Annotated in this window: 23 protein-coding genes, 1 tRNA gene and 1 riboswitch; of the genes, 7 read left to right on the forward strand and 17 right to left on the reverse strand. The window is 68.4% G+C overall.

Annotated elements, in window-relative coordinates:
• Positions 1-61: 61 nt before the first annotated feature.
• The 3 genes from mgtE to ASD79_RS16380 all read right to left on the reverse strand — a co-directional run bounded on the left by mgtE (position 62) and on the right by ASD79_RS16380 (position 2,119).
• Positions 62-1,516, reverse strand: coding sequence for a magnesium transporter (gene mgtE, locus ASD79_RS16370; RefSeq protein WP_056723495.1), 1,455 nt, complete (start codon positions 1,514-1,516; stop codon positions 62-64).
• A gap of 144 nt (positions 1,517-1,660) precedes the next feature.
• Positions 1,661-1,745 (reverse strand) — tRNA-Leu (locus ASD79_RS16375).
• Between the two features lie 98 nt (positions 1,746-1,843).
• Positions 1,844-2,119 carry a FliM/FliN family flagellar motor switch protein gene (locus ASD79_RS16380; RefSeq protein WP_085954875.1) on the reverse strand — a complete coding sequence of 92 codons (276 nt, stop codon included), beginning with the start codon at positions 2,117-2,119 and terminating at the stop codon, positions 1,844-1,846.
• A 46-nt stretch (positions 2,120-2,165) separates the two neighbouring features.
• Here ASD79_RS16380 and lipB point away from each other — a divergent pair, with 46 nt between their 5' ends.
• Complete coding sequence (lipB, locus tag ASD79_RS16385) at positions 2,166-2,891, forward strand: lipoyl(octanoyl) transferase LipB (protein WP_056723497.1); 726 nt, start codon at positions 2,166-2,168, stop codon at positions 2,889-2,891.
• Here lipB and ASD79_RS16390 read toward each other — a convergent pair.
• The 3 genes from ASD79_RS16390 to ASD79_RS16400 form a co-directional block, all read right to left on the reverse strand.
• Positions 2,888-3,295, reverse strand: a complete 408-nt coding sequence (locus tag ASD79_RS16390) for a DUF805 domain-containing protein (protein ID WP_056723499.1) — start codon at positions 3,293-3,295, stop codon at positions 2,888-2,890. The two genes, lipB and ASD79_RS16390, sit on opposite strands and share 4 nt — an antisense overlap.
• Before the next feature lie 63 nt (positions 3,296-3,358).
• Positions 3,359-3,754: a DUF805 domain-containing protein gene (locus ASD79_RS16395; protein WP_056723502.1), complete on the reverse strand. Its 396-nt coding sequence runs from the start codon at positions 3,752-3,754 to the stop codon at positions 3,359-3,361.
• Between the two features lie 43 nt (positions 3,755-3,797).
• Entirely contained in the window at positions 3,798-5,798 is a 2,001-nt protein-coding gene (locus tag ASD79_RS16400) for an acetyl/propionyl/methylcrotonyl-CoA carboxylase subunit alpha (protein ID WP_056723504.1), read from the reverse strand.
• Between the two features lie 352 nt (positions 5,799-6,150).
• Between ASD79_RS16400 and ASD79_RS16405 the strand changes: the two genes are divergently transcribed.
• Positions 6,151-6,672 (forward strand): heme-binding protein, encoded by a 522-nt coding sequence (locus tag ASD79_RS16405; RefSeq protein WP_056723505.1) that lies wholly within the window; start codon positions 6,151-6,153, stop codon positions 6,670-6,672.
• 201 nt (positions 6,673-6,873) lie between these two features.
• Here ASD79_RS16405 and ASD79_RS16410 read toward each other — a convergent pair whose 3' ends face one another.
• A complete protein-coding gene (locus ASD79_RS16410) occupies positions 6,874-7,449 on the reverse strand; it encodes a DJ-1/PfpI family protein (RefSeq protein ID WP_056723507.1) in 576 nt (191 codons plus the stop codon).
• 133 nt (positions 7,450-7,582) lie between these two features.
• On the opposite strand from ASD79_RS16410, the gene msrB reads away from it, so the two are divergent.
• Positions 7,583-8,065: a peptide-methionine (R)-S-oxide reductase MsrB gene (gene msrB / locus ASD79_RS16415; RefSeq protein ID WP_056723509.1), complete on the forward strand. Its 483-nt coding sequence runs from the start codon at positions 7,583-7,585 to the stop codon at positions 8,063-8,065.
• Between the two features lie 36 nt (positions 8,066-8,101).
• Here msrB and ASD79_RS16420 read toward each other — a convergent pair whose 3' ends face one another.
• Positions 8,102-9,022: a hypothetical protein gene (locus ASD79_RS16420; protein WP_056723511.1), complete on the reverse strand. Its 921-nt coding sequence runs from the start codon at positions 9,020-9,022 to the stop codon at positions 8,102-8,104.
• A gap of 72 nt (positions 9,023-9,094) precedes the next feature.
• Entirely contained in the window at positions 9,095-9,514 is a 420-nt protein-coding gene (locus tag ASD79_RS16425) for a hypothetical protein (protein WP_056723513.1), read from the reverse strand.
• 178 nt (positions 9,515-9,692) lie between these two features.
• On the opposite strand from ASD79_RS16425, the gene ASD79_RS16430 reads away from it, so the two are divergent.
• Positions 9,693-10,136 (forward strand): hypothetical protein, encoded by a 444-nt coding sequence (locus ASD79_RS16430; RefSeq protein ID WP_056723515.1) that lies wholly within the window; start codon positions 9,693-9,695, stop codon positions 10,134-10,136.
• 78 nt (positions 10,137-10,214) lie between these two features.
• Complete coding sequence (locus ASD79_RS16435; protein ID WP_082584989.1) at positions 10,215-11,657, forward strand: tyrosinase family protein; 1,443 nt, start codon at positions 10,215-10,217, stop codon at positions 11,655-11,657.
• A 43-nt stretch (positions 11,658-11,700) separates the two neighbouring features.
• On the opposite strand, the gene ASD79_RS16440 is transcribed toward ASD79_RS16435, so the two are convergent.
• Complete coding sequence (locus ASD79_RS16440; protein ID WP_056723519.1) at positions 11,701-12,480, reverse strand: DUF2461 domain-containing protein; 780 nt, start codon at positions 12,478-12,480, stop codon at positions 11,701-11,703.
• A 161-nt stretch (positions 12,481-12,641) separates the two neighbouring features.
• Here ASD79_RS16440 and ASD79_RS16445 point away from each other — a divergent pair, with 161 nt between their 5' ends.
• Positions 12,642-12,995 (forward strand): nuclear transport factor 2 family protein, encoded by a 354-nt coding sequence (locus ASD79_RS16445; protein ID WP_056724078.1) that lies wholly within the window; start codon positions 12,642-12,644, stop codon positions 12,993-12,995.
• Between the two features lie 218 nt (positions 12,996-13,213).
• Here ASD79_RS16445 and ASD79_RS16450 read toward each other — a convergent pair whose 3' ends face one another.
• The 4 genes from ASD79_RS16450 to ASD79_RS16465 form a co-directional block, all read right to left on the reverse strand.
• Entirely contained in the window at positions 13,214-13,567 is a 354-nt protein-coding gene (locus ASD79_RS16450; protein WP_056723520.1) for a DUF1428 domain-containing protein, read from the reverse strand.
• Positions 13,568-13,675: 108 nt separating this feature from the next.
• A complete protein-coding gene (locus tag ASD79_RS16455) occupies positions 13,676-14,188 on the reverse strand; it encodes a hypothetical protein (protein WP_056723523.1) in 513 nt (170 codons plus the stop codon).
• Positions 14,189-14,190: 2 nt separating this feature from the next.
• Positions 14,191-16,029, reverse strand: a complete 1,839-nt coding sequence (thiC, locus tag ASD79_RS16460; protein ID WP_056723525.1) for a phosphomethylpyrimidine synthase ThiC — start codon at positions 16,027-16,029, stop codon at positions 14,191-14,193.
• Positions 16,030-16,101: 72 nt separating this feature from the next.
• Positions 16,102-16,208: riboswitch (TPP riboswitch) on the reverse strand.
• A gap of 47 nt (positions 16,209-16,255) precedes the next feature.
• The gene (locus tag ASD79_RS16465; protein ID WP_056723527.1) at positions 16,256-16,756 is read right to left on the reverse strand and encodes a MarR family winged helix-turn-helix transcriptional regulator; all 501 of its coding nucleotides are present in this window, start codon (positions 16,754-16,756) and stop codon (positions 16,256-16,258) included.
• A 60-nt stretch (positions 16,757-16,816) separates the two neighbouring features.
• On the opposite strand from ASD79_RS16465, the gene ASD79_RS16470 reads away from it, so the two are divergent.
• Positions 16,817-18,229: a serine hydrolase gene (locus ASD79_RS16470; RefSeq protein ID WP_056723528.1), complete on the forward strand. Its 1,413-nt coding sequence runs from the start codon at positions 16,817-16,819 to the stop codon at positions 18,227-18,229.
• Positions 18,230-18,241: 12 nt separating this feature from the next.
• Here the strand turns inward: ASD79_RS16470 and ASD79_RS16475 are convergent, their stop codons facing one another.
• The 3 genes from ASD79_RS16475 to ASD79_RS16485 form a co-directional block, all read right to left on the reverse strand.
• Positions 18,242-19,090, reverse strand: a complete 849-nt coding sequence (locus ASD79_RS16475) for a neutral zinc metallopeptidase (RefSeq protein ID WP_056723530.1) — start codon at positions 19,088-19,090, stop codon at positions 18,242-18,244.
• A 93-nt stretch (positions 19,091-19,183) separates the two neighbouring features.
• Positions 19,184-19,582, reverse strand: a complete 399-nt coding sequence (locus tag ASD79_RS16480; protein ID WP_056724080.1) for a hypothetical protein — start codon at positions 19,580-19,582, stop codon at positions 19,184-19,186.
• A gap of 55 nt (positions 19,583-19,637) precedes the next feature.
• Positions 19,638-20,204, reverse strand: a complete 567-nt coding sequence (locus tag ASD79_RS16485) for a tetratricopeptide repeat protein (RefSeq protein WP_056723532.1) — start codon at positions 20,202-20,204, stop codon at positions 19,638-19,640.
• Positions 20,205-20,308: the final 104 nt, after the last annotated feature.

Consider the following 20,308-nt stretch of genomic DNA (forward strand, 5'->3'; position numbering starts at 1 on the left):
ATTGCTGAAGTCCTCATCCTGAGGCGCCCTCCATCGGAGGGCCTCGAAGGACGCAGCGCGGCTAGTGCAACAACAGCGCCGCGATCAGCAGCACCGCGAAGAAGCCGGTGAAGTCGGTCAGGAAGGTCACGAAGATCGACGACGACACCGCCGGGTCACGTCCCATCTTGGCCAGGGCCAGGGGGGCCAGGATGCCGCCCACCGCGGCGGTGAAGATGTTGGTGATCAGGGCCAGGCCGACGATGATCGCCAGCTTGCCGTGATGGTCGGCCGGGCCGAAGAACAGATAGGTCGCGCCGCCCATCACCAGGGCCAGGGTGCAGCCGTTGACGATGCCCACCGACAGCTCGCGCAGGATGATCCGGCGAGCGTTGGCCGTGGTCAGCTCCTTGCTGGCCAGGGCGCGCACGGCCACGGCCAGGGTCTGGGTGCCGGCGTTGCCGCCCAGGGACGAGACGATCGGCATCAGGATGGCCAGGGCCACCAGCTTGGCGATCTCGTCCTGGAACACCGCCACGCCGCTGACGGCAATGGTGGCGGTGACCAGGTTCAGCAGCAACCACGGCAGGCGGGCGCGGACGATGTCGACGACCGTGGCGTCACGGCCGGCGTCGCTGACCCCGGCCAGGGCCAGGATGTCTTCCTCGGCCTCTTCGCGGATGACCCCGACGATGTCGTCGACGGTGATCTGGCCCACCAGCCGCCCGCCGGCCTCGACGACCGGGGCGCTGATCAGGTGGTACTTGTCGAAGATGTAGGCGACCTCTTCCTGGTCCATGTCGACGGTGATCTCGGTCACCGCCTCCATGATCTCGGCCAGGGGGGTCTCCAGCTTGCTGGTCAGCAGCAGGCTGATCGGCAGGGCGCCGACCGGGGTGAAGCTGGGATCGACCACATAGACGTCGAAGAACAGCTCCGGCAGGTGGTCGCCGGACTCGCGCACGTGGTCGATGGTCTGGCCCACGGTCCAGAACTGCGGCGCGGCCAGGAACTCGCGCTGCATCAGGCGGCCGGCCGTCTCGTCCTCGTAGGACAGCGAGGTCTCGATCGCCGCGCGGTCGCCCTCGTCCATGGCGGCCAGGACCTGGGCGCGCTTGCCCTCGTCCAGGTCGTCGATGACGTCGGCGGCGTCGTCGGAGTCCAGTTCCTCCAGCGCCTTGGCCAGGGTGTGCGAAGGCGTGGCCTCCAGCACCTCCTCGCGCAGGTTGTCGTCCAGCTCGGCGATGATCTCGCCCAGCCATTCGGGGTCGAGGACCGGGATCACCTCTTCGCGGTAGCCGGCCGACAGGAAGCCCATCAGGTCGGCGACGTCGGCGGGGTCCAGCGCATGGACCAGCTCACGCAGGCGCGCGGTGTCGCCGCGGTCGGCCGCGTCGATCACCATCGCGACATATTCGGGATTGAGGGCGTAGTCGTCGCCAAGGGCGAGGTCTTCGAGATCCTCGACCGTCTCGGGTTCGGGGATCAGCAGGTTATGGCGCGCGGCGTCGGTCAGGTCGGCTGTTTCCCGGGACATTGGGACCTCCTGAACTCTTAAGACGTGCGTCCTGCGCGTGACCTGAAGCTGCGAAGGGTCAAACCCTTCCCCTGAAATGGTTAGAGCGCGCCTGACGAGTCGGAAACCGATTTCGCCAGGCACGCTCTATGCCGTTGTCTCACCTGGTGCGGTCGAGAAGACTCGAACTTCCACGGGTTGCCCCACAGCGACCTCAACGCTGCGCGTCTACCAATTCCGCCACGACCGCTCGTGGTGAGGCGCGGCAGGTAGCAAACTGAGTCTGCTTTGGGAAGAGCGGAGTTCGCTCATGGCGAACAAAGCGTCGTTCCGACGCCGCGGAGGTCCTTAGACCCCGCCGGCCATGTAATCGTAGACGTCGGCGGCGCGGGTCACCTGGATGGCGATGCGGTCGTCGCTGATCTGGATTTCGCCGCGGGCGATCGGGTGGTTGTTGGCCAGGATCCAGACCTCGTCATTGGTCTTGGCGTCCAGCGGGATCACCGCGCCGCGGCCCATACGCAGCAGTTGCTGCATCGGCAGGATCGAGCGCCCCAGAAGAACGGAGATCTCGACATTGACGGCGTTGACCTGGCTCACGAAGTAAGTCCCTGGAAGGCGCACGCGACCATGGTCGGTCGCGCGATGCCCATTGCAAGACTAAGGCCGCATGCTTGATCGCCCGTTAAGCCTTGAAAATAAGGCCCTTCCGCTGCTGGGTCGCCCGGACGGCGCCCCTGCCGGCTGGGCGGTTTCGACCGGGTACGTGCCCTACCCGGCAGCCGTTGCCGCCATGGAGGCCCGCGCCGCCGCCATCGCCGAGGGCGCGGCGGGCGAACTGGTGTGGCTGCTGGAGCATCCGCCGCTCTATACCGCCGGGATCTCGTCCAAGCCCGCCGATCTGATCGCCCCCGACCGCTTCCCGGTGTTCGAGAGCGGGCGCGGCGGCCAGTTCACCTATCACGGGCCGGGCCAGCGGGTGGCCTATGTCATGCTGGACCTGACCCAGCGCGGTCGCGACGTGCGAGCCTTCGTGGCGGCGCTGGAGGGCTGGATCATCGACGCCCTGGCCGCCTTCAACGTGACGGGCGAGATGCGCGATGGCCGGGTCGGGGTCTGGGTCGAGCGCAAGGGCCCCGGCTGGTCGCGCGACGACAAGATCGCCGCCCTCGGGGTCAAGCTGCGCAAGTGGGTCAGCTTCCACGGGATCAGCCTGAACGTCGAACCCGACCTGGAGCACTTCTCGGGCATCGTGCCCTGCGGCCAGACCGAGCACGGCGTCACCAGCCTGGTGGACCTGGGCCTGCCGGTGACCATGGATGAGGCCGACGCGGCCCTGCGGACCAGCTTCACGCGGGTGTTCGGTCCGGTCGAGGACACGGCTCCGCCGGTTTAGACCACCACCGTCGGCTTCAGCGGGTTGGGTCCGTAGCGGTTGGCCCCCTGCTCGCCCGGCATGGCGCCCAGTTCGATGACCGCCCAGACCACGACGGCGGCGAACAGGAAGTCCAGGAAGTGCTTGGGCGTCGGCCAGACGGCGATCAGCGACATCAGGACCAGCGCCGCCCACCAGCCCGACCGCCCGCGGTCGTGCAGGCGTTTGGACAGCACGCAGGCGCCGCAGAACACCAGGGTCGGATAGACCAGCCAACCGGTCAGCCAGTGCAGGGCGTCGGGCAGGCTGGCGTCGTAAAGAATGGCGACGCCCAGCAACACCCCGGCGACGATCAGGAATGGACCGCGCGCGATCCGCCCGGAGGCCGACAGGAAGAGATCCGTCCATTCGCCGCGATCGTTCATTCAGGCGGGTTCCAGCGATTCCGATACGTCGAACCTAGGCCTCGCCGCGTTCCGGCGAAAGGCCTAGGCGAAGACCTCGGCCAGCTTGCTGTCGGTGTCGCCGCCGATGCCCTTGGGGGACTTGCCGTAGCTGTTGGGGCCTTGGGTCCCGTCCAGGAAGCCCAGCTCGACCGCGCCCCAGATCCAGCCGACGATCGGCACCAGCCAGAAGAACGCCACCCAGCCACCGCCCTTGTCGCGATCGTGACAGCGCTTGAGCGCGGTCGAGATGCTGACCCAGAGCGACGGGACGTAGAGCGCGTACTGAACCACATCGGTCGCGGTCGCATCCGTGCCGAAGACCGCAAGGGCCACCAGGTTGATCGCCAAGCAGACGAGACTGCTGGCGATGTTGATCAGCCAGTAGTCGCGCCGGCGAAGACGCCCCTCGAAGCCGAACACCTTGTCCATCAACGCCATCGAATCGTCTCTGTAAACTCAACCTTGGCGCACACAACCATGCCTAGGCGAACTCCACCAGCACCTCGTCCGCTGCCACCGGATCGCCGCCCTTGGCGTTGACGGCCTTGACCACGCCGTCGCGCTCGGCCCGGATGATGTTCTGCATCTTCATGGCCTCGAGCACGCAGACCACCTCGCCCTCGCGGACCTGCTGGCCCAGGACGACGTCCATCGACACCACCAGGCCCGGCATCGGCGACAGCACCAGGCGCGAGGTGTCGGCGGCCTGCTTCTCGGGCAGCTTGTCGTGTAGTTCGGCCGAGCGTGGGGTCAGGACCAAAACCAGGGCCTTGGCGGCCCGGTGGCGGATCACGAAGCCCTCGGGGGCCGGCGTCACCTGGACGGTGAAGGCCTTGCCGTCGAGCTTGCCCTTGAACACCGGCTTGCCCGGTCGCCAGTCGATCGTCTCCAGGATGATCGTACGGCCCTCGTCGGGCAGTTCGACGCTCAGATGCTCGGCCTCGCCCGACAGCTTGACCCGGCGCTTGGCGTGGCCGACCGCCACGATCCATTCGGTGCGCACCGGATTGGTGAGCCCCGCCTGGGTCGAACGGGCCCGGGCGGCGTAGACCCGCTGCATGGCCGCGCCGACCGCGGTCATGACGTCGATCTGTTCGGACGTCGGCGCCACGCCTTTGAAGCCGTCGGCGAACTCGTCCTTGATATAGTTGGTCGAGATGACGCCCGAGCGGTAGCGCTCCTGGTCCATCACCGCGGCCAGGAACGGGATGTTCTGGCCCAGGCCCTCGATGTGGAAGTCCTCCAGCGCCCGGCCCATGCCGTCGATCGCCGCCAGGCGGGTCGGGGCCCAGGTGCAGAGCTTGGAAATCATCGGGTCGTAGTACATCGAGATCTCGTCGCCCTCGCGGACCCCGGCGTCGTTGCGGACGGTGTAGCCGGCGGGTTGCTCGCCCTCCTCCGGGGGCGCGTAGCGCACCAGCCGGCCGATGCTGGGCAGGAACTTGCGGTAGGGGTCCTCGGCGTAGATGCGGCTCTCGATGGCCCAGCCGTTGATCTTCAGGTCCTTCTGTTCGAAGGCCAGTTTCTCGCCCCAGGCGCTGCGGATCATCTGCTCGACCAGGTCCAGGCCGGTGATCAGCTCGGTGACCGGATGCTCGACCTGCAGCCGGGTGTTCATCTCCAGGAAGTAGAAGCTCTTGTCCTGGCCGGCCACGAACTCGACCGTGCCGGCGCTGTCGTAGTTCACCGCCTGGGCCAGGGCCACCGCCTGGGCGCCCATGGCCGCCCGGGTGGCCGCGTCGAGCAGCGGGGACGGAGCCTCCTCGATGACCTTCTGGTTGCGGCGCTGGATCGAGCATTCGCGCTCGAACAGGTGGACGACGTGGCCGTGCTTGTCGCCCAGCACCTGGATCTCGATGTGGCGCGGGCTCTCGATGAACTTCTCGATGAAGATCCGGTCGTCGCCGAACGCCCCGGCCGCCTCGGCGCGGACGGCGGGGAAGCCTTCCTCGACATCCTTGCGGTTCCAGGCCACCCGGATGCCCTTGCCGCCGCCGCCGGCGCTGGCCTTGATCATCACCGGATAACCGATCTCCTCGGAGATCTTGATGGCGTGGGCGGTGTCGTCGATCTCGCCGATATGGCCCGGCACGCAGGAGACGCCGGCCTTCTGGGCGAACTTCTTGCTTTCGATCTTGTCGCCCATCGCCGAGATGGCGCCCGGGTTGGGGCCGATGAACACGATGCCCTCGTCGGCGCAGGCTTGCGCGAACTCGGCCTTCTCGGACAGGAAACCGAAGCCCGGATGCACCGCTTCCGCGCCGGTCTGCTTGCAGGCGGCGATGATCTTGTCGGCCACCAGGTAGGACTGGTTGGCCGGGGCCAGACCGATGTGCACCGTCTCGTCGGCCATCTCCACGGCCAGGCTGTCGGCGTCGGCGTCGGAATAGACCACGACCGTCTTGATGCCCAGGCGACGGCAGGTCTTGATCACCCGCACCGCGATCTCGCCCCGATTGGCGATCAGCAGCTTCTTGAACATCAGGCCATCCCCTACGCGCTTCTCGTGTCTCGTTGGACACGGACTAGCAGGCCATCAGAGGTTTGCAACGGCGCCGCAGCGTGACAATATTGATGACACCGGTTTCCATAGAGAACCGAAGGGAGTGACGCAGGGTGAGGGTACAAGGTTCCGACCGGTTTTCTGGCGCGGGCGCGGCGGCGCGGCGATGAGCGATTCCGCCCCCCACGCACCCCACGGACCGCCGATCGCCCTCTCGCAACGCCCTGGCGACCGAGGGCGGCGAACCCTTGATCCTCGACGACCGGATCGTCGGCGCGGCGGTCCTCTCCCAAACCCCTGTCCTTAGCGCTTGATCCAAAGGAACCCACCGATGTCCCGTAAAGCCACGCTCGCCCTGATCGCCCTGATCGCCCTGGGGGGCGCCGCCCTCGTCGCCGGACCCGCCCTCGCCCAGACCGCGCCCGCCGCCGCCGTGCCCGCCGCGCCGCATGCTCCGCCCTATGGCCGCGCCGTGACCCTGGCCGAGGCCAAGACCGTCGTGGCGGCCGCCGAGGCCGAGGCTCGCAAGCAGGGCTGGCTGATGGTGATCACCGTTGTCGAACCGAACGGCGCCCTGGTGATGAGCCAGAAGATGGACGGGGCGCAGTACGGTTCCAACGACGTGGCCCGGCGCAAGGCCGAGACCAGCGCCAACTTCCGCCGGCCCACCTCCTATTTCCAGGAGGCGGTGAAGGGCGGCACGCTGAACGCCATCTTCACCGGCGCCCTGGCCATCGAGGGCGGCGAGCTGTTGATCATCGACGGCAAGATCGCCGGCGCGATCGGGGCCTCGGGCGGTTCCGGCGCCCAGGACGGCCTGATCGCCCGAGCTGGCGCGGCGGCGGTGAAGTAGGTCTCGGCAGCCCGGCCGTTGCGGAATGATCTGAAAAGCCTGTCATCCCGGCCTCGGGGCGCGCAAGCGGCCCGCCTGACGGCGGGCTGGCGCGCGGCGCCAAGATCCGGGACCGAGGCGTGAACGCAGGCGCTTCCGGCGGTCCCGGATCGGCGGCCCTTCGGGCCTTGTCCGGGACGACAGGCCTTGTGCATGGGTGGGCTACCCTTCGAACTCCTTGGCGAACATTGCCACGTATTCGTCGTGCGCCGCGCCGGCTTCCGGGGCGACCAGGCGGCAGATCGCGGCGCTGAACGTCACCGGAGACGTGCCCGCGGCGGTGACCAGGCGGCCGTCGGTCACCGCCTTGGCGGTGTCGACATAGCCGTCGGCCCCGGCATAGCCCGGGGCGGTCTTGGCCAGCCAGTCCGCGCCGTTCGAGGTATGGGCCTTGCCGGTCAGCAGGCCGGCCCGGGCCGCCGCCACCGTGCCGGCGCAGATCGCGCCGATGATCTTGCCGTCGGCCTGGGCCTGGCGCAGCAGGCTGAACAGCGCCGAGTCCTCATAGTCGGCCCAGGCGTCCGAGCCGATCAGCAGCAGCACGTCGGCGTCGGCCAGCACCGGGTCGGAGAACCTGTAGTCGGCCGCCGCCAGCACGCCGCCGATCGAGGTTTGCGGCTCGCCGTCCGGCGTGGCGATCTCGACCTGGACGCCATAATATTCGCGCAGGGCCGGCAGCACCTGCCCGGCCTCCCAGTCGGCCCAGCCCGGTTGCAGGAAAGCGACGGCGACGGTCATTGGGAAATCCTTTCAGCGACTCGGAAGGGAACGCGATGGGTGCTTCTACGCTCCGCCGCGTCAAAACCTGGCAGCACCTTGTCATGAGGCTGGCCCCTATCGGTCGCGCCCTCCCGGTCCTAGATTGTAGCCCATGACCGACACCGCCACCTTTTCCGCCACGGGTTTCGACCTCACGCCGCCGACCGAGCCCGAACGCCTGCGCCTCGAGGCCGACCTGACGGCCGAGGAGGCCCGCGTCCTGCTGCATCACGGCACCGAGGCCCCGTTCTGCGGCGGCCTGCTGGGCGAGAAGAGCCCCGGCGTCTATTGCTGCCGCGAATGCGGCCTGCCGCTGTTCGAGCACAGGACCAAGTTCGAGAGCGGCACCGGCTGGCCCAGCTTCTACGCCCCGTTCGACGAGGCCCACGTCAAGGAGGTGCGCGACACCTCCTACGGCATGCTGCGCATCGAGAGCCGCTGCACCCGCTGCGACAGCCACCAGGGCCACGTGTTCCCCGACGGCCCGGCCCCGACCCGGCTGCGCTACTGCATCAATTCGGTGTCGCTGCAATTCGTGAAGGCCGGCGATCCCCTGCCCGACCCGCTGCATCGCGGCGACAAGGTCTCGGCCTAGCAAGGGCGCCCGCGCCGGGCGGACGCCCCGCCAGGTTCAGGCGTCCACCGCCGCCTTGGCCGAGGCCCCGACGCCCAGGCCGGCGCTGATCGCCGCGGCGTAGTCGGACGGCAGGGGCGCGCTCTGGCCGCCCGATGCCTCGGTCGACCAGATGCCGCCGCTGTTCCACAGGAAGCCGCCGGTGATTCCGGTTCCGGCCAGGCCCGCGAAGGTCTGCTCCAGCGAGGCCGGGTCGCCGCCGTCGGCGCCCAGTACGCCGTAGCCCGGCACGATGAAGGCGTAGGCGTCGGTCACGCCGGTCCCGGAGGTGTCCTGCACCGCCTGCGCCCACTCGGTCGGCGAATTGCCGCCGCCGCCCGCGTAGCATTGCAGGTTCATCCACTTCACCAGCTGGGTCCCGGCCTGCTGGTAGACGTCCGTCAGGCAACTGGTCCAGAAGCTGGTCGCCGTGTACGGACAATAGGTGGCGAACAGGCCCAGCGACCCGACGTCCTGGGTCAGGGTGACGATCATCGTCTGGTCCTGGGTGGTGTAGTCGCCCTCATAGTCGAAATCGACGCCGGTGACGCCGAAGGTCGACTTCAGGATCGCCAGATTGGCCTTCACCTGGTCGCGCGAAGCCAGCCAGGCGGTGAAGTCGCTGGTGGTGCCCCAGGCGCCCACCGAAACCAGCAGGTCGCGCACGCTGCCGCCGGTCATCAGGGCCGAGATCAACTTCGGGAAGTCGGGATTGACGCCGCTCTTGTTGTCCGTCGCGTACTGGATCTGGCCGCCGCTGACGAACAGGGTGTCGTTCAGATAGAGGTCGCCGCCGGCGTGGATGTGGATCGACCACAGGATCACCGTGGTGATCCCCGCGTTCAGCTGCTGGACCTGGGTGGCGTAGGGCACGGGGGGATTGGGATAGCCGTCCTGGAACAGGCCGTTGCCGTAGATGGCGATGGGATAGGCCGACATGGAAAAGCCTCCGGCTCGGGATGAGCGGCGGGAGGTTAGCGCGACGAATACACTTCTGAGTGTATTTTTTGATCACTCTCGCGTGACGAGGTTCCCGCCTTCGGTGACCATCGGCACGCTGTAGGTGAGGTAGCCGCGCTCGACCATGCGCCGCATAGCCTCGTAGACCTCGGCCAGTTCCTCATAGGCGGCGCGCAGGGCGGCCAGCCGCGCGGTCTGTTCGGGGGTGATGGCCGAGGCGGTCTCGGTCATGGCCACGGCCTCGGCCACCCAGCGGGACCGGGCCAGGGCGGCGGCCACCGCCAGGCGCTGGAACTTGCCGGAGTCGCTCTTGCCGACCACCTGGGCGATGACCGTGCTGTTGGAGGCGAACGCCGTATAGTCGATCTGCTCCAGGTGGCCGCGCAGGCGGCGCTGGGTCTGCGGATCGGTGTCCTGCGGCTCGAAATGGTCGTTGGACCGGCGGAAACTGGATGTCACGGTCGAAGACATGACGAACTCCGATGGCGCCCGCCATATTGACGGACGTGCGAAAACTCTGCGCCAACAGCCTTAACGGCCCATTGAGAAGCTTCAGCGCGGGCGGCGGGCCCACGCTTGCCGGGACAGCCCGCGAGGCTCATGCTGATCCTTGGGGAGCGGATTTTGGGGGCGCGGATTGGAGACCGGCATGGACGTCCGCCTTCTGCTGCTCGGCATGATTGGCGTCACCGCCTGCGCGGCCGCGCCGGCCGCCCCGACGGCGTTGGCGCGCGGCGGCCCCGTGGCGCTGGGCGCCGGCCCCGTCCGCCTCGAACTCCCGGTCAGCCCCGCCCTGCGCGACAAGGCCGCGTCCGGAAGCCGGTTGCGCCTGGTGCTCGACCAGCTCACCGCCGCCGCGCAGCCGGGCGTGCTCTACCGCATCGGCCTGGAGGACGATCCGGGTCCGGCGCTCGGCCACATCAACTTCTACAACGTCGTCACCGGAGGGCCGGCCGAATTCAGTTTCGAGGCCACCGAGCCCCTGGCTCGCGCGGCGAAGGCCGGGCGGGTCGTCGTCGTGATCTCGCCGGTGGGAACGCCCAACCCCGACGCCAGGGCCGGGATCGGCCGCATCGAGGTTTTCGCGCGCTGATTGCGTAAAGCTACTTTTAAGTGCATTAATTCTCCCGGCACGCATGACGGTATCGTCAGTGAACGGGGAGAAAACGCGATGGGTTCGGTATCAAGGCGCCTGATGATCGCCGGTGGCGCGGCCATTCCCTTCGCCCAATGGTTCGGGGGCCAGGCCTGGGCGCAGGGGGTCTCGATCCGCCGCGACCTGTCCACACCGGGCGGCCAGGCCGACCTCCAGAAGTACGCCAAGGCGGTCAAGATCCTGACCGCCCTGCCCGAGAGCGACCCACGCGGCTGGATGTTCCAGTGGTACATCCACGCCGTGCGCGGCGACCGCACCAAGGCCGCCGAACTCGCCCGCGTCTATCCGGCGCCCAGCCCGCAACGGCAGCTGGCCCAGGATTCCTGGAGCACCTGCCAGGCGCACGGCCCCGGCACGGTCGAGGACTACTTCCTGCCCTGGCACCGGATGTACGTGTTCTTCATCGAGTCGATCATCAAGAAGACCTTGAACGACCCGACCTTCGCCATGCCCTACTGGCGCTATACCCAGCCCGCCCAGCGGGCCCTGCCCGCGGCGTTCCGGCAGCCGGGTTCGCCGGCCCTGGGCACGCTCTACCGGCCCAATCGCAACGGCTGGACGAACGCCGGCTCTCCGATCGACCAGGGCGTGGTTCCCTCGCCGCTCAACACCTCGTCCCTGCTGCAGAAGAGCTACCGCCCCGCCAGCGGCGACCAGGGCTTCTGCATGGGCATCGATTTCAACCTGCACGGCACGGTGCACGTCCAGACCGGCAACGGGGTCGGCATGGGCTCGGTCGCCTGGGCCGCCAACGACCCGATCTTCTGGATGCACCACTCCAACATCGACCGCATGTGGGGCAGCTGGAACAAGAACGGCGGCTGCAACCCCAGCGACGCCGGCTGGCTGAGCAAGACCTTCATCTTCCCCGACGCCAACGGCCAGAAGATCATCGCCAAGGTCGGCGACTTCAAGGCGCTGGCGCCGCTGAAATACACCTACGACCTCTTCGAGCCCGGGCCGAAGATCGGCGTCTGCCTCAACCGGGTCTTCAAGCTGGCGCAGCTGCCCCATATCGCCCTGGCGGAGCGCCCCTTCCCGATCGATCCGCTGGGTCCGGTGGCGATCAAGCTCTCGGCGCCCAGGGAGAACGTGCCCAGGGCCAATCTGAAGCTGCTTCAAACGGCCGGCGCCGCGCGCCCGCGCCTGGTGATCTCGGCGCTTCAGGCCCAGATCCAGCCCGAGGTGCTGTTCCGCGTCGAGATCCAGGCCAACGAAAAGGCCCGGCCGGTGACCGTCGGCTTCCTGAACTTCTTCGACGCGGTGGCCAGCGAACATGCCGATCACGCCGACATGGGTCAGGCCGGCGACGCGCCGTCGGACAAGTTCTTCAGCTTCGACATCGGCGACGCGGTCAGGGGCCTCACGAGCGAGCCCATCGTGACCCTGACGCCAGTCGGAAAGGGCGCGGCCGGCAGCAAGCCGGTCGTCGGCTCGGTCCGCGTCATCCAGGGCTGAGGCTCGGCGAGGCGTTCCTTGCAGCGCGAGGAACGCTTCGCCCCTACCCCAGCGCTTTCCAGCCGAACGCCAGCAAAGGCCCGCTGTCGGCCGCGAAGTCGGCGATGATCGCGGGCAGGCCGGGGCCGGCGATCTCGGCGCCGGTCAGGGGCCGGCGGACCAGCCAGCGGGTGCGCTTGAGCGCGGGCTCCAGCGGGCCGCCGGCGTGGTCCTCGAAGCCCTTGGGCATCCGCTTGACCGGATCGCCCGGCTCGATCGGCAGGCCGGCCTTGGTCAGCGCCTTCTCGACCTTGGCCCAGGCCGCCGGGTCGGCGGCGATCGCCCGGCGGAAGGCGTCGATGTGCGGGCGTTCGGTCAGGTAGAAACCGGCCGCCGCGAACGGGCCGTGGCCGTAATAGCCCTCGTCCTCGCCGCGCGTCGACGGCAGGGTCGAAGGGTCCAGCGGATCGATCGTCTCGGGGTCGAAGGCGGGCCGCGAACCGCCCTCGGGCTCGATATGCACATAGACCAGCCCCGGCGACAGCTTCTTGCCGTCCCGGGTCAGGGTGGCCGAGACGTGGCTCTTGTAGGGCCGCTTGTCCTTGGAAAACCGCACGTCGCGGTGGATGCGGAAGACGCTCTTCTTCGGATCGCCCGCCAGCGGCAGGTCGCGCGCCGCGAAGGCGTCGTTCAAGGCCAGGATCAGCGCGGCCAGGCTGGGCTTGAGACCGTCGTCATAGGTGACGCGGTGGGCGGCGAACCAGTCGCGGTCGTTGTGCGCGGCCAGGCCGGTCAGGAAGGCAAGGTCGGTGGCCGCGAAGCCGGGGAACGGGGGGTGAGTCATGTTCGTTATGCTAGCCTCGAAACATAGCGCGCGTCCCTGCTGACAGGTCCTGTCAGCAACCTGCATGAAATAGAACATTTGAAGAACAAAAGGCCTTGCGGATCGTCGCCGACGGGCTGACCTTCCACGCCGACGCGAACCCCCATCCCAGGAGCACCCCCATGAGCACCCAAGACATCGCCACCGATCTGGTGGCCCTGTGCAAGGCCGGCAAGTTCGACGAGGCCGGCGAGAAATACTGGGCCGACGACGTGGTCAGCTACGAGGCCATGCCCGGCGACATGGCGCGGATCGCCGGCAAGGACGGCGTGCGCGGCAAGGGCGAATGGTGGGCCGCCAACCACGAGGTGCACGGCGTGGAAGTGACCGGCCCCTATGTCAACGGCGACCAGTTCGCGGTCGGCTTCAAGATGGACGTCACGCCCAAGGCATCCGGCGAGCGGACCACCATGGACGAGGTCGGCCTCTACACGATCCGCGACGGCAAGATCGCCGAGGAGCGGTTCTTTTATTGAGTCAAGGAGACGGGACGCCCGCGAAATCCCTCTCCCATGGGGAGAGGGAGGGGCCCGCCGCGCAGCGGTGGGAGGGTGAGGGGGTAAGGCGTCAACCGCCTATCCCCCAAGCCCTGCCCGGATCTTCAACAGCGTAACCCCTCGCCCTCCCACGCCTGCGGCGTGGGCCCCTCCCTCTCCCTCTGGGAGAGGGTTCACGTCTGCGCCGATAGCGGTCCCTACAGCTCCAGGAACGCCTCGAAGCCGCCGAAGATCATCCGCTTGGCATCGAACGGCATGTTGGCCATGCTGTCCTTCAGGCGCTCGTCGGCCATCACCTTGGCCATGATCTCGTCGCGCGAGGCCTTGTCCTTGTAGGTGATCCACGAGAACACCACGATCTCGTCGTCGGTGGCCTGCACCGCGCGCGGAAACGAGGTGAGCTCGCCATAGGGCACGTCGTCGCCGAGGCACTCGACGTAGGACAGCGCGCCGTACTCCATCCAGACCGACCCGCCCAGCTGGGCCATCTTCTTGTAGGCGTCGATATTGGCCTTGGGGACCGCGAGCACGAAACCATCGACATAGGACATGGCGTCCTCCTTTTCGCTGTGACGAAACAAGGACGCTGGAGCGACGGACGTTCCGACATCGGGTCGGTGATTTATCGGTCGGCGCGCGGCAGCCGGGCCTGACGCGGGTCAGGGCCGGACGACGTATCCGTCGGTCGGCGCGATCCAGAGCACCGTGGTCGCCATTTCCGGCACGGACCGCCCATCAAGCGTGGCTGAAACCGCCAGCGCGCCATTACCCTGCATATAGAAGCTGCAGATCTCCTTGCCGAGCATGGGGGCCATGGCCGCCAGGAGTTGCTCGCGCACCTTGGCGGACACGGCTGGATCGGCCGGCCGCCCCTCCACGAAGACTTCGGCGTCGTCGAGATCCGAGAGCGCGCCACACACCGCGTCCGACTTTACCGTCACCGGCTCCGCGGTCTTCATCGTCACCAGCGGTGAAGGCGCGACAAGCACTTCGGCCGTGTTGATGATGGTTCCGTCGGTCTTGAAGACGTAGCCGGCGATGGACTGGCAGGTCTTGGCCGAGGGGTTGGGCGCATAGCACTGCAACAGCCCCGCGCGCGCCGGGGCCAGGGGATCGGCGGCGGCGGCCGGGGCGGCTTGCGCCGCCACGACCGCCAGGATCAGCGCCACCACGCTCAGCCCTCCGTCTTCAGATAGATCTCCGACCCCTGCTCGCGGAACTTGTCGCTCATCGCCGCCATGCCCTCCTCGATGGAGTTGGGGGCCATGCCGGCCGCGAACTCGCGGACTTCCTGGCTGATCTTCATCGAGCAGAACTTGGGCCCGCACATCGAGCAGAAGTGGGCGGTCTTGTGGGCTTCCTTGGGCAGGGTCTCGTCGTGGAAGGCCCGGGCGGTCTCGGGGTCGAGGCCGAGGTTGAACTGGTCCTCCCAGCGGAACTCGAACCGCGCCCGGCTGATGGCGTCGTCCCACATGGCCGCGCCGGGGTGACCCTTGGCCAGGTCGGCGGCGTGAGCGGCCAGCTTGTAGGTGATGACGCCGGTCTTGACGTCGTCGCGGTCGGGCAAGCCCAGGTGCTCCTTGGGCGTCACGTAGCAAAGCATGGCCGTGCCGAACCAGCCGATCATCGCCGCCCCGATCGCCGAGGTGATGTGGTCGTAGCCAGGGGCGATGTCGGTGGTCAACGGGCCGAGCGTGTAGAAGGGGGCCTCGTGGCAGTGCTTGAGCTGCTCGTCCATGTTGGCCTTGATCTTGTGCATGGCCACGTGGCCCGGCCCTTCGATCATCACCTGCACGCCGTGCTTCCAGGCCACCTTGGTCAGTTCGCCCAGGGTGCGCAGTTCGGCGAACTGGGCCTCGTCATTGGCGTCGGCGGTCGAGCCGGGACGCAGGCCGTCGCCCAGCGAGAACGACACGTCGTAGGCGCGCATGATCTCGCAGATCTCTTCGAACCGCTCGTAGAGGAAGTTCTCCTTGTGGTGCGCCAGGCACCACTTGGCCATGATCGAGCCGCCGCGCGAGACGATGCCCGTCACGCGTTTCGCCGTAAGAGGGATGAACGGGAGACGGACGCCGGCATGGATGGTGAAATAGTCCACCCCCTGCTCGGCCTGCTCGATCAGGGTGTCGCGGAAGACCTCCCAGTTGAGGTCCTCGGCCACGCCGTTGACCTTCTCCAGCGCCTGGTAGATCGGCACCGTGCCGATCGGCACCGGGCTGTTGCGGATGATCCAGTCGCGGATATTGTGGATGTTGCGGCCGGTCGACAGGTCCATGACCGTGTCGGCGCCCCAGCGCGTGGCCCAGACCAGCTTGTCGACCTCATCGGCGACGGTGGAGAGCACCGCCGAATTGCCGATGTTGGCGTTGATCTTGACCAGGAAGTTGCGGCCGATCGCCATCGGCTCCAACTCGCCGTGGTTGATGTTGGCCGGAATGATGGCTCGGCCGCGGGCCACTTCCTGGCGGACGAACTCGGGGGTCACGAAGTCGGGGATCGAAGCGCCGAAGTCCTCGCCGTCGCGGACGCACGGGCGGTCCTGCTCGCGGCGCAGGTTCTCGCGGATGGCGACATATTCCATCTCGGCGGTAATGATCCCGGCCCGGGCATATTCCAGCTGGGTGACCAGCTTGCCCTGGGTTCCCTTGAAGATCGGGCGCTTGGCGGTGAATTGCGGGGCCAGGTGCTTGCCCTGGGCGAAGCCGTTGTCCTCGGGCTTGACCTCGCGGGGATTGGCCACCAGCTCGCAGTCGCCGCGGGCGATGATCCACGGCTCGCGCGAGCGCTCCAGGCCCTGCTCGATATCGATCTTGGCGTGCGGGTCGGTATAGGGGCCCGACGGGTCGTAGATGGTGACCGGCGGCTCGTTGGCGCTGGGGTGGACCGCGACCTCGCGGAACGGCACCCGGATGTCGGGGAACAGCGAGCCGGCCTGGTAGACCTTGTGGCTGCCGGGGCGTTCGCCGGTCGGGATGGCGCCGATGGCGTCTTTGATGGGCAGTTGAACGTTCATTTCGGGCGCTCCTCAAGCGTTAAGGAGACCCGGACGTGTCGTGCTAAGTCGGTCTACGGAAAGGGTTTTCGGGCCCGGTCCGCGTTCCCTCCCTTCGCCGGCATGACCCGGATCAGGTTCGACGGGTCAGGGCTAAGGCCCAATCTCAGCCGCGCGAAGCGGCCCCCCGGTGAACTGGGGGACACTAGGCCGACTGACGTGCGGGTCAAGGGTGCGGGCGTCACCGTCATTCCAGAAGGCGTTTGGCGCGCTCGAGGATCGAGGCCCGGTCCAGGGCGGTCTCCAGTCGTTCGAGGCCGGCCAGGGCGTCGTCGGCCTCGGCGTTCAGGTCCACCGCCGCCGCCGCCAGGGCGCGCCAGACCGGGGCCAGCCGCGCGGCCAGCTCGGCCCCTTCGCCGGTGAGCCGCAGGACGCGGCTGCGGCCGTCCCGGGCGTCGCGCTCCCAGGTGATCAAGCCGGCGTCGGCCAGGGCCTGGCGCACCTGGCTCACCGAGACGTGGCTGACCCCCAAGGCGGCGGCCAATTCGCCGACCGGCAGCGGGCCATGAAGGTCCAGCAGGTTGAACACGCCAAACCAGCGCTGCTCGAAACGCACGCCGAGCTCGGCATAGAGCTTGCCGGCGTCGCGGTCGATCCGTTCGGACAGACGCCGCAGCCGCCCGCCGATGGCGGCGGGGCCGGACCGGCTGGTGTAGAGGCGGAAATCCGGCGGCGCGAGCTCGGCCATTGACAATATCCGTAAGGGCTTACATTTCTTCCGCCGTTCCCATAGCGAGGATCTGGGCGGATGAACAGACGCGACTTCGTGGCCGTCTCGGTGCTGGCGGCCGGCGGCGCCTGGGCGGGCGGGAGCTGGGCCGCCGATCCCGTGGCCGACCTGGCGGGGTCCGAGCCGGCCAAGGTGTGGTTTCGGCAGTGGCTGACCGCCTTCAACGCCCAGGATCCGTCGGCCTATCGCGCCTTCGTCCAGGCGCACGTGCCCGACCTGGTTCCCTATATCGATGACGACCTGGCCACGCGGGAGGCGTCGGGCGGCTTGGAGGTGTTGCGCGCCAGCCTGACCGCGCCCGGCGAACTGACCGTGTGGGTCAAGGACCGCGACTGGGACCGGTTCTCGCGCGTCATGCTCACGGTCGGACCCGCGGGCCAGATCGCCGACCTCAACTTCGCCGGCGCGCCGGTCCCGGAAGACTTCAAGGTCGCCCGCGGCGGCGAAGCCGAGGCCATCGGCGCCTTGGACGGGAAACTGCGGGCCGAGGCCCAGGCGGACCGCTTCTCCGGCGCGGTGCTGGTCGCCAAGGGCGCGCGGACGCCCCTGCGCGAGGCCTATGGCCTGGCCGACCGCGCCAAGACCCTGCCGGCGACGCCGGCCACGCGGTTCTGTGTCGGCTCGATGGGCAAGATGTTCACCGCCGTCGGCGTCGTTCAGCAGATCCAGGCCGGGCGCATCCGCCTGGCCGATCCGGTCGCCGCCCATCTGCCGGACTATCCGAACGCGGCCCTGGCCAAGCGCCTGACGATCGAGCACCTGCTGACCCACACCGGCGGCACGGGCGACATCTTCGGTCCTTTCTACGAGGCCCACCAGGCCGAGTTGAACACCCTGGCCGACTATGTGCGGCTGTATGGCCCGCGCGAGCCGGCGTTCGAGCCCGGTTCGAAGTTCGGCTACAGCAACTACGGGTTCGTGCTGCTCGGCGCGATCCTCGAACGGGCGACCGGCCAGGCCTATGACGACTATTGCGCGGAGCATGTGTTCCGCCTGGCCGGCATGACGGCGACCGGCCCGAGGTTCGAGGATGGCCGGACCGCCCGGCCCTACTCAGGCAGCGCGCGCACGGGCCTGAAGGCGCTGCCCCCCTATGCCGGCCTGCCGGCGGGAGGCGGCTATTCCACGGTGGAAGACCTGCGCGCCTTCGCCGACGCCCTGCGCGGCCGCCGCCTGCTCGACGCCGAACACACCACGCTGCTCACCACGGGGCGGGTCGATGCGAGCGGAACCTCGCGTTGGGCCCTCGGCTTCAGGGTCCAGAGCCGCAACGGCGAGCCCTGCTACGGCCACGGCGGCGGCGCGCCCGGGGTGAACAGCGACCTGGCGATCTATCCGCGCTCCGGCTACGTCACCGCCGTGCTGTGCAATCGCGGCCACCCCCTGGCGGTGAACGCCGCCGACTATGTCGGCGCCCGCCTTCCGGCCTGATCCGTTCGGCTCCTACAGCGTCCGCGCCGCGAACGTGTCGCACGCCCCCGGGTCGCCGGCGTCGTAGCCCTTGCCGAACCACCGCATGCGCTGGGCGCTGCTGCCATGGGTGAAGCTGTCGGGCATGACCCGGCCCTGGCTCTGTTCCTGGATGGCGTCGTCGCCGACCGCCGCCGCCGCGCCCAGGCCATCCTCGATGTCGGCCCGGGTGATGGCGATGCCGTCGCCCGAAGCCTCCGGCGCGTGCCGGGCCCAGACGCCGGCATAGCAGTCGGCCTGCAGCTCCAGTCGCACCGAGCCGCTGGTCGCCCCGCGCGCGCCCATCCGCTGGGCCTGATCGGAAGCGCCGGTCAGGGTCTGGATGTGATGGCCGATCTCATGGCTGATCACATAGGCCCGGGCGAACTCGCCCTTGGCCCCGAAGCGGGTTTCCAGCTCGTTCCAGAAACTGGTGTCCAGATAGACCTTGTGGTCGGCCGGGCAGTAGAACGGCCCCATGGCTGACTGGCCCGTGCCGCAACCAGTGCCGGTCGCCTGAGTGTAGAGCACCACGGAGGTCGGCGGCGTATAGCGGATGCCGTGCTTGGCCAGGACCGGGCCCCAGACGTCGGCGTTGGAGGTCTCGATCACGTCGATGAACTGGCCCTCGGTGTCGGCGACCTGGCCGCGCGAACCTTCCTGGGCGGTGGGCTGCTGCGTGCCCTGGACCGCGTTCATCGTGGTCTGCGGATCGACCCCGAACACGAAATAGCCGATCACGGCCAGCACGACCGCGCCGATGCCGCCGCCAGCCACCCCGACCGGCCCCAGACGGCGCCGGTCCTCGATATTGCCTGAACGGCGTCCCCCACCCCATTCCATGTGATCGTTCTCCGGTTTGTTCTGATCAGGCTAGAGCATTTTCGAGCGAAGCGGGCGCCGGTTCGCGTGAAGACAATGCGTTGAAACAAGGAACTAGTATGCCGGCGTGATGGCGCGCAGGCGGGCGTTGCTCTCGGCCAGGCGCTGATCGGTCAGCGCGTCGATGCGGGCGGCGTCGGCGGCGAGGTCGGCGGCGTCCGGCCCGCGTGGCGGAACGACCGGCAAGGCGGGCCGCAGGGTCGGCTTGGTTGGCGGGTTGGCGGCGGAATCCAGCGCGCGCAGGGTCAGTTGGGTGTTGTAGCGGTTCTGGGCGGCCGAGGCCTCGCGCTGGGCGGCCAGGAGGCTCTGGCGGGAGATTTCCTGCTGTTGCCGGATCTCGTCCTGTTGCCGCAGGACCCTCAGGTCGACCTGGGCCAGCGCCGGCGGGCCAATAGCCAACGTCGCCAAGGCGGCGCCGATGGCCGTCGTCATCCAAAGTCGAGCCGTGGGCATGACGCGCACTCCGAGTCTCCCGGGCCCCGAGCCTAGCGCATTCCGTGCGTCGGTTTCAGGGCCGCTTGACGGTAAAACGCGTCAGCTCCTTTTTCGGCGCATCCCAGTCGGGATCCAGTTCGGCGGCCTTGGTGTAGTCGCGATAGGCGGCCGTCACGTCGCCCAGGTTCTCATGGGCGATGGCGCGGTTGTAGAAGGCCTTTTGCGGGTCCTTGACGCCCAGGGCCAGGCCCAGGTCGATCTGGGTCAGACCCTCGCCGTAACGCTGTGTGCCGACATAGGCCGCGCCGCGATTGACGAAGGCCTCGCCCAGGTTCGGATCGATCTCGGACGCGGCGTCGAAGTCACTGACCGCCCGGACATAGTCGCGCTGGCGCATCTGCAGCACGCCGCGGTTGACGTAGGTGCGGGCGCGGTCGCGAAAGCTCAGGGTCTCGGTCTCCAGGGCCAGGGTGCAGGTCGTCACCGAGGCCCGGTCCGAGCGGCCGTTGATCGCGGCGATCGAGCAGTCCTTGGCCGCGCCGCCGCCGATCACCAGGGTCGAGGCGCTGGCCGCCCCGGCGCACAGCAGGACGGTCGCGGCGAGGCCGGCGGTCCACGGGGCGGATTGAAGCCAAGCCATGCGTTTCTCCCATATCGGGCGCGGCCTTCTGGCGAGAAGCGCGCGCCCCTTCTTGCCGAAACCCCCTTCTTGCCGAAACCCCCTCCTTGCCGAAACAATGGGAG

This window comes from Caulobacter sp. Root655, from assembly GCF_001427665.1.
GTDB lineage: Bacteria > Pseudomonadota > Alphaproteobacteria > Caulobacterales > Caulobacteraceae > Caulobacter.